The organism is Streptomyces sp. NPDC093600 (genome assembly GCF_044764755.1).
Classification (GTDB): Bacteria; Actinomycetota; Actinomycetes; order Streptomycetales; family Streptomycetaceae; genus Streptomyces.
Genome location: NZ_JBIWIU010000001.1, coordinates 522113 through 535849 on the forward strand (window position 1 = coordinate 522113; position 13737 = coordinate 535849).

Annotated in this window: 9 protein-coding genes; 5 read left to right on the top strand and 4 right to left on the bottom strand. The window is 73.3% G+C overall.

Annotated features, from left to right (window positions below; translation table 11 throughout):
- Positions 1-102: 102 nt before the first annotated feature.
- Entirely contained in the window at positions 103-2550 is a 2448-nt protein-coding gene (gene pcrA, locus ACIRB4_RS02635; protein ID WP_403287984.1) for a DNA helicase PcrA, read from the top strand.
- Positions 2551-2622: 72 nt separating this feature from the next.
- On the opposite strand, the gene ACIRB4_RS02640 is transcribed toward pcrA, so the two are convergent.
- Positions 2623-4053 (bottom strand): peptidoglycan DD-metalloendopeptidase family protein, encoded by a 1431-nt coding sequence (locus ACIRB4_RS02640; RefSeq protein ID WP_403287985.1) that lies wholly within the window; start codon positions 4051-4053, stop codon positions 2623-2625.
- Between the two features lie 231 nt (positions 4054-4284).
- Positions 4285-5073, bottom strand: coding sequence for a lipase family alpha/beta hydrolase (locus ACIRB4_RS02645; protein WP_403287986.1), 789 nt, complete (start codon positions 5071-5073; stop codon positions 4285-4287).
- Between the two features lie 291 nt (positions 5074-5364).
- Here ACIRB4_RS02645 and ACIRB4_RS02650 point away from each other — a divergent pair, with 291 nt between their 5' ends.
- The gene (locus ACIRB4_RS02650) at positions 5365-5772 is read left to right on the top strand and encodes a cobalamin B12-binding domain-containing protein (RefSeq protein ID WP_128976030.1); all 408 of its coding nucleotides are present in this window, start codon (positions 5365-5367) and stop codon (positions 5770-5772) included.
- A gap of 232 nt (positions 5773-6004) precedes the next feature.
- Here the strand turns inward: ACIRB4_RS02650 and ACIRB4_RS02655 are convergent, their stop codons facing one another.
- Both ACIRB4_RS02655 and ACIRB4_RS02660 read right to left on the bottom strand, forming a co-directional pair.
- Entirely contained in the window at positions 6005-7606 is a 1602-nt protein-coding gene (locus ACIRB4_RS02655) for a DUF5691 domain-containing protein (RefSeq protein WP_403287987.1), read from the bottom strand.
- A 338-nt stretch (positions 7607-7944) separates the two neighbouring features.
- Positions 7945-9339 carry an SWIM zinc finger family protein gene (locus ACIRB4_RS02660; RefSeq protein WP_403287988.1) on the bottom strand — a complete coding sequence of 465 codons (1395 nt, stop codon included), beginning with the start codon at positions 9337-9339 and terminating at the stop codon, positions 7945-7947.
- A 161-nt stretch (positions 9340-9500) separates the two neighbouring features.
- On the opposite strand from ACIRB4_RS02660, the gene ACIRB4_RS02665 reads away from it, so the two are divergent.
- The 3 genes from ACIRB4_RS02665 to ACIRB4_RS02675 all read left to right on the top strand — a co-directional run bounded on the left by ACIRB4_RS02665 (position 9501) and on the right by ACIRB4_RS02675 (position 13690).
- On the top strand, positions 9501-9911 hold the full coding sequence (locus ACIRB4_RS02665) for a hypothetical protein (protein WP_403287989.1): 411 nt from the start codon (positions 9501-9503) through the stop codon (positions 9909-9911).
- A gap of 111 nt (positions 9912-10022) precedes the next feature.
- Entirely contained in the window at positions 10023-11147 is a 1125-nt protein-coding gene (locus ACIRB4_RS02670; protein ID WP_403287991.1) for an AAA family ATPase, read from the top strand.
- Entirely contained in the window at positions 11144-13690 is a 2547-nt protein-coding gene (locus tag ACIRB4_RS02675; protein WP_403287992.1) for a DUF5682 family protein, read from the top strand. The genes ACIRB4_RS02670 and ACIRB4_RS02675 overlap by 4 nt, the downstream gene beginning before the upstream one ends.
- The last annotated feature ends 47 nt before the right edge of the window (positions 13691-13737 follow it).

Below are 13737 nucleotides of genomic sequence, written 5' to 3' on the forward strand. Positions count from 1 at the left end.
ACATTTTCGTGACCTGAAGCGGATGATCACCCTCGGTGAGTTCGGCCTCACTTCGAGAGGTGGCAGCGGGCTGTCAGTGCGGCGGCCTAGACTCGATAAGCGATGAGCAGCCTCTTTGACGACAGCTTCCTGGCAAGCCTCCAGAACCACTCCTCGGAGGAGCCCCCGCCCCCGCCCGAGGACCACGAGCACGGCGCCCCGGCCGAGGCGGAGGTCCCGCACGACCTCTTCGGGGGCCGGTTCGACGTGCCCCCGGCCAGGGACGCGCACTACCGCGACGGAGCCCCGCGCCCCGTCGTGGACGCCGCCGCGCTCCTGGAGGGGCTGAACGAACAGCAGCGCGCCGCCGTCACGCACACCGACACCCCGCTGCTCATCGTCGCCGGAGCCGGCTCCGGCAAGACCCGGGTGCTCACGCACCGCATCGCCCACCTCCTGGCCACCCGGCACGTCCACCCGGGCCAGATACTGGCGATCACCTTCACCAACAAGGCCGCCGGCGAGATGAAGGAGCGGGTCGAGCATCTCGTCGGCCCGCGCGCCAACGCCATGTGGGTCATGACCTTCCACAGCGCGTGCGTCCGCATCCTGCGCCGCGAGTCGAAGAGGCTCGGCTTCACGTCCTCGTTCTCGATCTACGACGCCGCCGACTCCAAGCGCCTGATGGCGCTGGTCTGCCGGGACCTGGACCTCGACCCGAAGAAGTTCCCGCCGAAGTCGTTCAGCGCCAAGATCTCCAACCTGAAGAACGAGCTGATCGACGAGGAGACCTTCGCCGACCAGGCCGCCGACGGCTTCGAGAAGACCCTCGCCGAGGCGTACCGCATGTACCAGGCGCGGCTGCGCGAGGCCAACGCCCTGGACTTCGACGACATCATCATGACGACGGTCCACCTGCTCCAGGCGTTCCCGGACGTCGCCGAGCACTACCGCCGCCGCTTCCGCCACGTCCTCGTCGACGAGTACCAGGACACCAACCACGCCCAGTACACCCTCGTACGGGAACTGGTCGGCACCGGTTACGAAGACCTGGGCCCCGCCGAGCTGTGCGTCGTCGGTGACGCGGACCAGTCGATCTACGCCTTCCGAGGCGCGACCATCCGCAACATCCTCCAGTTCGAGGAGGACTACCCCGACGCGACGACGATCCTGCTCGAACAGAACTACCGCTCGACGCAGACCATCCTCTCCGCCGCCAACGCCGTCATCGAGCGCAACGAGAGCCGTCGCCCCAAGAACCTGTGGACCAACGCGGGCGCGGGCGCGCGGATCACCGGCTATGTCGCGGACACCGAGCACGACGAGGCCCAGTTCGTCGCGGACGAGATCGACCGGCTCACCGACGCGGGCGAGGCGAAGGCCGGCGACGTCGCCGTCTTCTACCGTACGAACGCCCAGTCCCGTGTCTTCGAAGAGATCTTCATCCGCGTCGGCCTGCCGTACAAGGTCGTCGGCGGTGTGCGCTTCTACGAGCGCAAAGAGGTCCGCGACGTCCTCGCCTACCTGCGCGTGCTCGCCAACCCCGAGGACAACGTCCCGCTGCGCCGCATCCTCAACGTCCCCAAGCGGGGCATCGGCGAGCGCGCCGAGGCGATGATCGACGCCCTCTCCCTGCGGGAGAAGATCACCTTCCCGCAGGCGTTGAAGCGGGTCGACGAGGCGTACGGCATGGCGGCCCGCTCCGCCAACGCCGTCAAGCGTTTCAACGCCCTCATGGAGGAGCTCCGCACCGTCGTCGACTCCGGCGCGGGCCCGGCCGTCGTCCTCGAGGCCGTACTGGAGCGGACCGGCTATCTCGCCGAGCTGCAGGCCTCCACCGACCCGCAGGACGAGACCCGGATCGAGAACCTCCAGGAACTGGCCGCCGTGGCCCTGGAGTTCGAGCAGGAGCGCGGGGAAGAGGGCGGGACCCTCGCCGAGTTCCTGGAGCAGGTCGCCCTCGTCGCCGACTCCGACCAGATCCCCGACGAGGACGAGGAGGGGTCCGGAGTCATCACGCTGATGACCCTGCACACCGCCAAGGGCCTGGAGTTCCCGGTGGTCTTCCTGACCGGCATGGAGGACGGCGTCTTCCCGCACATGCGCGCGCTCGGCCAGACCAAGGAGCTGGAGGAGGAGCGGCGCCTGGCGTACGTGGGCATCACGCGCGCCCGCGAGCGGCTCTATCTGACCCGCTCCTCGATGCGCAGCGCCTGGGGCCAGCCCTCGTACAACCCGGCCTCGCGCTTCCTGGAGGAGATCCCGGCGACGTATCTGGAGTGGAAGCGGACCGGTCCGATGGTGAAGCCCGCCGGGCCGACCTCGGGGATCACCTCCCAGCTCTCCTCCTCGCGCTCGCGCACCGGCCCCTCGGGCTTCGCGACGCGCCGCGCCGGCGAGAAGCCGGTGATCGCACTGCAGGTCGGCGACCGGGTCACGCACGACCAGTTCGGCCTCGGCACGGTCATGCAGGTGACGGGCGTGGGCGCGGACGCCCAGGCGACGATCGACTTCGGCGACGAGAAGCCGAAGCGACTGCTGCTGCGGTACGCGCCGGTCGAGAAGCTCTGAACGGCTGACCGTACGCACACGAGGAAGGGCCCCGGCTTCGGCCGGGGCCCTTCGCTCTGTGCCGGGTGTACGTCAGCCGGTCGGGCTGAGGCCGTGGCTGCGCAGCCACGACTCGGGGTCGATCGCCGCCCCGCCGTTCGGCCGTACCTCGAAGTGGAGGTGCGGGCCGGTGGAGTTGCCGGAGTTGCCGGAGTACGCGATGACGTCACCGGCCTTGACCTTGCCGGAGCGGATCTTGGTGCTGCTCAGGTGGCAGTACCAGGTCTCGGTGCCGTCCTCGGCGGTCACGATCGCCATGTTGCCGTAGGCGCTGTTCCACTGAGTACGGACGGTGCCGTCGGTCGCGGCCATCACCTTGGAGCCGTACTGGACCGGGAAGTCGATACCGGTGTGCACGGACATCCAGTTGACGCCGGCCTGGCCGTAACGGGCGCTGAGCTGGTGCAGCTTCACGGGCAGCGCGAACTTCGGACGCATCGCCTCCTTGCGGGCCGCCTCCTCCTCGCGCTTCTTCCGCTCGGCTTCCTGCCGCAGTTTGAGGTCGATGCGCTCCTGGGTGCGGCTGGCGCGGTCGCCGAAGTCGCGGGCCTCGGCGCTCAGCGCCGCGAGCTGGGTGTCCAGCTCGTTGTTGGCGGCGACCGGCTTCACCGACGACGGATCGGCCGCGGCCAGCGCGGTCGTGTCGTCCTTGGTCTCGCCGGCTTCGGCGAGCCCGCCGACGGAGGCGGCGGCGATGCCGGCGACACCCATCACGCAGGCAGACGGGACGGCGACGGTGAGGAGCGCCGAACGCTTGGCGGGGGTACGGCGACGGCCGCGGCTGCCGCCGGAGGAGCGGCGTACGGGGCGGGCGGCGGGGGTGGCCGGAGACTCCGTGAGGATCTCGACGGTCGGTTCCGCGGCCTCCGCCGGGCTCTCGTAGTCGTAGCCGTAGTCGTACGGCTGCTCGTCGGCAGGAACGGCCTCGAACTGCGCGGTGTGCTCGGCCTCCGTGGTGTGCTCGTCACCGTGGCCGGTGCCGTGACCGGCGCCCTGGTCCGGGACGAACTCGTACGCGGGGGTGTACTGCTGCGGAACGACGGGCTCGGCGACCTGCGGCTCGGGCTCGGGCGCGGCGGCGTAGTTCCAGGCGGTGGCGTCGTACGTACCGGTGTCGAAGGAGGGGGTCGTCCACTGACCGGTGGTGTCGTACGAGGAGAGGTGCGCCGTCTCGTACTGGCCGGTCTGCTGCGCCTCGCTCCAGGCGGTGGCGTCCCACTGCCCGGTGGTGTCGTACTGACCCGTGGCGTCGTACTGCTGGGGGATCGGCTGTGGCGCGACGTAGGTGTCGTACGTGCCGGCGTCCCACTGCTGGCCGCCGTTCCACTGGGTGGTGTCGTACTGACCGCTGTGACCTGCTTCGTAACCGCCCGGGAGGGCGCCGAACAGCGGGTCGGTGGCGAAGCTGCCGGTGGTGTGGGCGTCGTCTCCGACGTATCCGGCGTGGGGGTGCTGGTCGTTCACCAACTTCTCTCTCGCCTCGGCGGCAGGACCAGTCCGGGGCGGGCCCGACGAGGGGTGTCCCGGGGGTAAGCAGTGGCGCGACTGTACCCGGCGGTATGCGCAAGCGACAATCTTCGGAGGGTTTTGGGTCCGCAGGAAACGGGCAATCGGCCGTGTTTCGGCGGCCTGAGGGAAGAGCTTTGGCTCTGTGTTCGAGGAACGTTCGAAGAACAGACTTCTTCTGGCGGAACGTCAGGCGACGGAGGTGGCTCCGGGCTCCCCCGGCGCGTCGCTCTCCCGCTCCTCCTCGTCGAGCGCTTCCAGGATCCCGGCGGCCACCGTCGGATGCACGGGCAGGGCGAGATGCCCGATCCCGCTGACGCGCACGTTGTGGACCAGCAGGTCGGGGTGGTCGAGGCAGGCCGTCTCGACCGGGACCATCACCTGGTCCAGATCGCTCCAGAAGCTGACGAAGCGAGTCCGGCAGCCGGGGGCGGGCCCGGCCAGCTCCCGCAGCACCTCGGAATCGGGCCGCATCTGCCGCACCAGGGGATGAGCGCCGGCCCAGGGGACGGCGGTGGTTCCGGCGTGCGGGGTGCCGAGCATGACCAGCGTGCGTACCCGCGCGTCACCGCCCAGTCGCTGTACGTAATAGCGGGCGATGAGTCCGCCGAGGCTGTGCCCGACGAGGTCGACCCGTTCGTGCCCGGTGCGGGAGCAGAGCTCCTCGATCCGGCGGCCGAGCAGGTCGGCCGCCGTCCGCAGGTCGCCGGTGAGCGGAGAGTAGTTGAGCGAGTCGACGCAGTCACGGCCGTTGCGGATGAGCGCGCGGCGCAGGAGGACGAAGACGGACCGGTTGTCGACCAGGCCGTGGAGGAGGACCACGGGGCGGCCGGAGCCCTGCCCCGAGGCGGACACGGTCACGGGCCGCTCCCGGACGATTCCGGAGGGGTACAGGAGCATGTGGCCGGTGAGGATCGCCAGCTCCAGGGCGTTGGCCTTCAGCGCGGTCGTGACCTTGGTGAGCCTGGTGAGCACCATGAGCGGCCTCCCGAACGGCACGCGGGCGCCGTACGGCGGTCGGTGCGCCGGGCGCCCGTGCCTACGGCCCGGGGCCCGCGATCCCCGTCGCGGCTCCCTTGCGCACGACCCGGTTGCGGCTGAAGGGCCCAGGAGGGAGGGCCCGGGAAGGGTGCGGCGCAGAGCGAACATGTCCCTCCGTGTGATTTCCCCCTCGCTGCCCACCGCGAAACGGCCGCTTGCGGGATGCTGGCGATAACGTTCGTTCACCTCCCCGGCCACCAGGCCCGGGGGTCGCATGTGGAGGCAGTGATGGGTGTGACCGGTCCGATCCGCGTGGTGGTGGCCAAGCCGGGTCTCGACGGCCACGATCGCGGGGCCAAGGTGATCGCGCGGGCGCTGCGCGACGCCGGTATGGAGGTCATCTACACCGGCCTGCACCAGACGCCCGAGCAGATCGTCGACACGGCGATCCAGGAGGACGCCGACGCGATCGGCCTGTCGATCCTCTCGGGTGCGCACAACACGCTCTTCGTGAAGGTCCTGGAGCTCCTGAAGGAGCGCGACGCGGAGGACATCAAGGTCTTCGGCGGCGGGATCATCCCCGACGCGGACATCGCGCCGCTGAAGGAGAAGGGCGTCGCGGCGATCTTCACCCCGGGCGCGACGACGGCGTCGATCGTCGACTGGGTCAACGCGAACGTACGGGTCGCGGCGTAGCGGCGGGGCCGCGAGGCCGCTGCGCGGCGGGTGCTTGGAGGTCGTGGACCTTCAGGCGCCGGCCGGCCGAGGTGCGCCTCGGGCAGCCGTGGTGTACGGCGTGACGCGGGCTCAGAGCATCCGAGCCGGCGGACCACCGGCTGTCGAGCGGTCGGGCTCGACAGCCGGTAGCCGGTAGCCGGGGCCGGATGGGCGGGTTTGTCGGGCCTGTGCGTCAGTTCCGGGGCCGGTCTCAGGCCGTCAGCTCGGCGAGCATCTCCGCGCGCAAGCGCAGCGTGGACACCAGGCGCTGGAACGCCTCGGACCAGTAACCGCCCGCCCCCGGTGAGGCGTCCTCCGGTTCGGCGGGGAGAGCGGTGAGGGACTCCAGTTGGGGTGCCGCGTCGGGGGAGAGGCAGCGTTCGGCCAGGCCCATCACGCCGCTGAAGCTCCATGGGTAGCTGCCCGCCTCCCGCGCGATGTCCAGGGCGTCGATCACCGCGCCGCCTAGGGGTTCCGCCCACGGAACCGCGCAGACGCCGAGCAGCTGGAACGCCTCCGACAGGCCGTGCGCCGCGATGAAGGAGGCGACCCAGCGGGCCCGCTCCTCGTCCGGCAGGGTCGAGAGGAGCTTCGCGCGTTCGGCGAGGGACGCCGTGCCCGGCCCCGTCGCGGGCGGAGCCGACGGGCGCCCGAGCAGCGCCCTCGACCAAGCGGCGTCGCCCTGCCGTACGGCGGCCCGGCACCAGGCCGCGTGCAGCTCGGCCCGCCACTCGTCGGCGACGGGCAGGGCCACGATCTCCTCGGGGCCGCGCCCGCCGAACCGGGCCGGCCAGCAGGCCAGCGGCGCCGACTCGACGAGCTGGCCGAGCCACCAGGACCGCTCGCCCCGCCCGGTCGGCGGGGTGGGTATCAGGCCGTCCCGCCGCATGCCCGCGTCGCACTCGTGCGGCGCCTCGACGACGATCGTCTCGGCCCCCTCCGTACGGTCCAGGCTGACGCAGGACGCGGCCCGGCGTGCCATGCGGCCGGCGAGCGCCGATCCTGGCAGTGCGGAGAGCAGTTCGGCGGCCGTGGAACGGACGTTGCGGCTGCGGTCGGAGAGGGCCGCCTCCAGGAACTCCTCGTCGGCGTCGGAGAGTCCGCTCCGGAGGGAGTCCACGAACATCAGCCGGTCCTCGGCCCGTTCGGCAGGCCAGGTGGAGCGGAGCAGGGAGAGCGCCGCCGCCGGGTCCGCCGCCCGCAGGGAGGAGAGCAGCGCGACCCGTTCGGCGAACAGGCCCTCCTCCCACAGGGCCCGGACCGCCTCGTCGTCCCGGGCGTCGGGCAGTACGGCGCTGCCGGACGCACCGCGCAGGGCGAACTTCCACTCCGGGTTGAGCCCGGCGAGCCACAGTCCGCGCGGCCCGGCCAGGGCCAGGGCCTGGGGCCGCAGGTCGGTGCGGGCGCGGGCGGCGTCGAGGAGGGCGGGCAGCGCGGACGCGGGCGCCTTGTAGCCGTGCTCGTTGGCGGCGGCGAGCCACTGCGGGAGCAGCTCGGCGAGGTCGGGCGCGGCTCCCCGGCGCCCGCCGGACGGGGCCGGGGCCGCCCGGTCCGCGAGCAGCCGGCCGAGGCGGCGACGGGCCGCCTCCGGCAGCGGCCGGCGGTCATCGGCGGGCGCGGGCTCCGGCGCGGGGGCGGCGGGCCCGGGGCGCAGCCCCGCCCTGCGGCGCACCGTGTGAAGGGCCGCGGCGTCGAGCAGGACGACGGGCGCGTCGTCAGCGGCCGTCGCCGCACCGGACAGCGCCGGCGACGCGGGCGGTCGTCGATCGGTGCCGAGCAGGGCCGAGGTGACGAGCTCTTCCCAGGCGTCCATGAAAGTCCTCCAGGCTGTCGTCGGTTGAGCGGTGGCCGCCGGATGTGGGTTGGTGTCAGGCGGTTCGGCCTCAAGGGGCCGCCGTACCGGGTGGGTGGCGGTGGCGGTGGTGCGGCGCTGGTGCGGGGCCGGTCGCCTTACGGGCGTGGTGGTGGCGCCGGTGCCGGACCCGTCGCCGTACGGCGAGGCAGTCGCGCCGGACCCTGGCGCTCCCAGGCGGGTGGTGACCGGGCCGGCTGAGCGGCCACCCGGGGCGGCGTCGGGAGGGAACGCTGCCGAGCGGCCCCCGGCAGGGAGTCGCGTCGGCACCGAAGCGGTCTCGCCGGGCGGTCGGACGGTCAGTGGAGTGGGACCGTTTCGCCCGGGGCCTCCGGGGACCAGGCGGCGAGTGGGGTGAAGCCGCGGTGCCCGCACTCGCCGAAGACGGTCACCGGCCGGCCACCCGACAGCGCCGCCAACCGCCACAGGCCGGGCCGCGCGAGCGCCGGGGCGCTCAACGGCACCGCCTCGCCGCCGACCTGGCCTCCGGAGGCGCCGGCGAGGTCACCGCGGCCCGCCGGTCTCGCGTCCGCCAGCTGCCAGCCGTACTCCGTCGGGATCGGCACGACATCGGTAAGGGTCGCCGGCCAGGAGTCCAGCCACGGGTCCTCCCGCAGGGCGTTGCCGTAGGCCGTGAGGGCGTCGGTGACCGTGCCGCCCGGAGGCGGGGCGTCGAGTGGCGCGGGGGCGGAGAACTGCTCGGCCCATTCGGCCCGCAGCGCGCCCGCGCCCGCGTGGAGGGTGACCGCCGCGTCGAGGACGGAGCCCACCGGGAGGGACAGCTGAGGTGCTCGCCCCGCCGCTCCGAAGGAGAGGAGCAGGGCCGTCCGTCCGCTCTCCCGGCCCTGGAGCCAGACGCGGCGGGTCGTCAGTCGGCTGTCGGCCGCGTCGTACTGGGCGAGAACCAGCCAATGGTCCCGTACCGTCGGGCCCTGCGCGGTCGGGGTGAGGCCCACCCGGGCGCGGACGGTCGTCGCGAGCGGGCCGGGCAGCCGGTCGACGCCGAGCCAGGCCCTGTCGAGGAGATGCGTGAGCGCGCACTCCTCCAGGAGCCGCACCGGCCATCCGGGCCCCGAGCCCGGGATCGACCCCAACTCGCGGACACGGCCGGCCAGTCCGGGGGCCTGGGCGTCGACCATTCTCGCCGCCGTCTCCTCCCACAGGGCGTAACCGGACCGCTCGGCCGACGCCAGGCCCCCGCAGAGCAGATCGGCGAGCCGCTGCTCCAACTCCTCGGCCCCCGCCGTGATCCTGGCCGCCCGGCGCTCGGCCCGGCGGCGCGCGGCCTCCGGGTCGGCGGGCGCGGCAGTGGCCCCGTCTCCCCCGTCGCCCGAGCGAGCGGCGGCGCGCTCCCGCCGCGCCTCCAGCCATGACGCGGCCCAGTCCGGGACCTCATCCCCGCCGACGGCCGTGCCGTCCGAGGCCCAGAGCAGCAGCAGCCCCAGCGCGTGCTTGCACGGGAACTTCCGGCTCGGGCAACTGCACCTGTACGCCGGGCCCGTGGTGTCGACCACCGTCCGGTACGGCTTGCCGCCGCTGCCCCGGCACAGGCCCCAGACGGCGCCCTCGTCGCTGCTGCCCGCGCCGGACCACGGCCCGGCCGTCCCCAGCTTGCTTCCCGCTCTGCGCGAGGCGTCGTCAGGAGCCAGAGCCAGCACCTGATCCGCCGTCCAGCGCACCCCCTGTGTGTCCATGCCCCCGACGGTAGGGGGCCCCACTGACAACGCCCCCGGCCTGCTGTTTCCCGCCCCGCGGCCGACCGAAAGGCCGCTTGACTTTACTCTCTCTTTACGATTTTCTGCGAGGGCTCACCACACCATCCGCCGCACACGCGGCAGTTCAGGGGGACCCCGCAATGAAGCGCACCGCACGCACCGTCCGCACCGCCGCCTCCGCCCTCGCCGTCACCGGCCTGGCGTTCGGCCTCGGTGCCTGCTCCACGGCCGTCGACCAGGTCGACAAGGCAGTGAACGAGACCTACGAGGTCACGTACGAAGTCAGCGGCAAGGGCATCGAGTCGATCGAGTACCACGCCGGCGGCGGCACGGCGATGGAGCCGAAGATGGAGTCGGAGAAGAAGCCGATCACGCCGTGGAAGAAGACGGTGACGCTCAAGGGGGTCATGCCGCCCGCCGTCATGCCGGTCTCGCTCACCCCCGGCGACATCACCTGCAAGGTCATCCACGAGGGCAAGGTCATCAAGGAGGCGAAGGGCGAGGAGGCGATGAGCGGAGGCTGTGTCGCGGTCTCCCCGATCGCCGGCTGACGCCCTTCCCAGATCGCCCAGTTGCGGCCCTGAGCTGCGGCGACGGCCGATTGTCAGTGGCATGGTGCACGGTGGATCCCACATCAGGTCGAACGATCTGGAGGGGGATCCATGACCGTGCCCGAAACCATCGCGAGCGCTGTGCCCGACGCCGGGAGCGAGGTGCTGCGGCCGCACGCCGAGCACGCCTTCGCCGACGAGCTCAAGGCGCTCGCGGCCGCCGACGACCGGCCGAGGCCCGTCCGCTGGCAGCTCTCACCCTGGGCCGTCGCCACCTATCTCCTCGGCGGCACGCTCCCCGACGGGACGGTGATCACGCCGAAGTACGTCGGGCCGCGCCGGATCGTCGAGGTCGCCGTCACCACACTCGCCACCGACCGGGCGCTGCTCCTGCTCGGCGTGCCCGGCACCGCCAAGACCTGGGTCTCCGAGCACCTCGCCGCCGCCGTCAGCGGAGACTCCACCCTGCTCGTCCAGGGCACCGCCGGCACACCCGAGGAAGCGATCCGGTACGGCTGGAACTACGCCCGTCTGCTCGCCCACGGGCCCAGCCGGGACGCGCTCGTGCCCAGCCCCGTCATGCGCGCGATGTCCGAGGGCCTGACCGCCCGCGTCGAGGAGCTCACCCGCATCCCCGCGGACGTGCAGGACACACTCATCACGATCCTGTCCGAGAAGACCCTGCCCGTACCGGAGTTGGGGCAGGAGGTGCAGGCCGTCCGAGGCTTCAACCTCATCGCCACCGCCAACGACCGTGACCGAGGGGTCAACGACCTCTCCAGCGCGCTGCGCCGCCGCTTCAACACGGTGGTACTGCCGCTGCCCGCCAGCCCGGAGGCGGAGGTCGACATCGTCTCGCGCCGCGTCGACCAGATCGGCCGCTCGCTCGACCTGCCCGCCGTACCGGAGGGCGTCGAGGAGATCCGCAGGGTCGTCACCGTCTTCCGCGAGCTGCGCGACGGGATCACCACGGACGGCCGCACCAAGCTCAAGTCTCCTTCGGGGACGCTGTCGACGGCCGAGGCGATCTCCGTCGTCACCGGCGGCCTCGCCCTGGCGGCGCACTTCGGCGACGGCGTCCTGCGCCCCGGCGACGTCGCCGCCGGCATCCTGGGCGCGGTCGTCCGCGACCCCGCGGCGGACCGTGTCATCTGGCAGGAGTACCTGGAGACGGTCGTACGGGAGAGAGACGGCTGGAAGGACTTCTACCGCGCCTGCCGCGAGGTGAGCGCATGACGGCCGCCACCCGCGCGCTCACGCCCGTCTCCGCCCACGACGCGGCCGGCCCCCACGGCCCGCGCCCCGCCGAAGCCGGAGCCGGAGCCGGAGTTGGAGCCGAGTCCGGGCCCGTGGCCGAGACCCGGCCCCCGGGCCGCGGCGTACCGCGCCGGGAGCCGCTCGTCCTCGGCGTCCGGCACCACGGCCCCGGGTCCGCCCGGGCCGTGCGGGCTGCACTCGACGCCGAGCGGCCCGCCGCCGTGCTGATCGAAGGACCGCCCGAGGCGGACGGGCTGCTCGGCCTCGCCGCCGACGAGGCCATGCGGCCGCCCGTGGCGCTGCTCGCGCACGCGGTCGACGATCCCGGCCGTGCCGCCTTCTGGCCGCTGGCCGAGTTCTCGGCCGAATGGGTGGCCCTCCGCTGGGCGCTGGCCCACGACGTCCCCGTCCGGTTCATCGACCTGCCCGCCGCTCACACCTTGGCCGCCACCGACCCGACCTGGAGCGACGGCGAGGGCGACAGCGAGGGCGAGGCGGCCGACCGGGCGGTCCGTATCGACCCGATCGCCGAACTCGCCGACGCCGCCGGCTACGACGACCCCGAGCGCTGGTGGGAGGACGCCGTCGAACACCGCGGCCCCGGCGACCCCTTGGCCCCGTTCACCGCGCTCGCCGAGGCCATGGGAGCCCTGCGGGAGGCCTACGGCCACGGCGGCCGCCCCCGCGACCTCGTGCGCGAGGCCCATATGCGGCTCCGGCTGCGCGCCGCCCGCAAGGAGTTCGGAGACGGAGTCGCCGTCGTGTGCGGCGCCTGGCACGTGCCGGCGCTCACCGCGAGGACCACCGCCACCGCCGACCGCGCCCTGCTCAAGGGCCTGCCCAAGGTGAAGACCGAGATGACGTGGGTGCCCTGGACCCACCGCCGGCTGGCCCGCCGCTCGGGGTACGGCGCCGGCATCGACTCGCCCGGCTGGTACGCACACCTCTTCGCCGCCCCCGACCGGCCGGTCGAACGCTGGATGACCAAGGTCGCCCGCCTCTTCAGGGAGGAGGACCGGATGGTGTCCTCCGCCCACGTCATCGAAGCCGTTCGGCTCGCGGAGACCCTCGCGGCGATGCGCGGCCGCCCGCTGGCCGGACTCGGCGAGACCACCGACGCCGTACGGGCCGTCATGTGCGACGGCTCAGACGTCCCGCTCGACCTCGTACGCGACCGGCTCGTCGTCGGCGACGTCCTCGGGGAGGTCCCGGCCGCCGCCCCCGCCGTACCGCTCCAGCGGGACCTCACCAGGCTCCAGCGCGGTCTGCGCCTCAGACCCGAGGCGCGGGAGCGCGAACTGGAGCTCGATCTGCGCAAGGAGAACGACGCCGCCCGCAGCCGGCTCCTGCACCGGCTGACCCTGCTCGCCGTCGGCTGGGGCGAGCCGGTCGCCGGCCGCGGCAGCACCGGCACCTTCCGCGAGAGCTGGCGGCTGCGCTGGCAACCAGAACTGCATGTGCGGGTCGCGGAAGCGGGCGTCTGGGGCACCACCGTCGCCTCCGCCGCCACCGCCAAGGCCGAGAGCCGCGCCCGGGAGGCCACCGCCCTCGCCGACATCACCGCCCTGGCCGAGCGGTGCCTCCTCGCCGGACTCGCCGAGGCGCTGCCCACGGTCATGACGGCGCTCGCCGACCGCGCCGCGCTCGACACCGACGTCGGCCACCTCGCCCAGGCCCTCCCCGCGCTCGCCCGCTCCCTGCGCTACGGAGACGTCCGCGCCACCGACACCGCCGCGCTCGGCGAGGTCGCGGCCGGACTCGCCGAGCGGATCTGCGTCGGACTGCCGCCCGCCTGCACCGGACTCGACACCGACGCCGCCGCCGAGATGCGCGGCCATCTCGACGGCGTCCACACCGCCCTCGGACTGCTCCCCGACAGCGCCCGGCTGACCGACCGCTGGTCGGGCGTGCTGCGCGGGCTCGCCACCCGCGACACCGTCCCCGGCACCCTCCGTGGCCGATGCGCCCGGCTCCTTCTCGACGAGGGGCGGCTCGACGAGGGCGAGGCCGCCCGCCTCATGGGCCTCGCCCTCTCACCCGGCACCCCGCCCGCCGACGCGGCCGCCTGGATCGAGGGCTTCGTCGGCGGCGCCTCGGGCGGAGGCATGCTCCTCGTCCACGACGAACGCCTCCTCGCCCTGGTCGACGCCTGGCTCACCTCGGTGCCCGCGCACGCCTTCACCGACGTGCTGCCGCTGCTGCGCCGCACGTTCTCCGCGTACGAACCGGGCGTCCGCCGCACCCTGGGCGAACTGGTCGCCCGTGGTCCGTCCTCCGGCGGCCGGGCGCACCTGGAGGCAGGCGTGCCCGGCTTCGCCCCCGACCTCGACGAGGCCCGGGCCGACGCGATCCTGCCCGTCCTGCGCCTGCTGCTCGACCCCGCCGAACCCGTGGAGAACCCCGCCGAACCCGTGGAGAACCCCGCCGGTCCCATGGAGGACCCCATGGAGAGCCCCATGCAGGACCCCGTGAACCCACCGGTGAGGGAGCCCCTCTCCACTCCCGTGGAGGTGGGCCCGTGAACGCCCCTGGAGGTCGGCCCGTGAACGGCACCGGACAGGACGAGCGG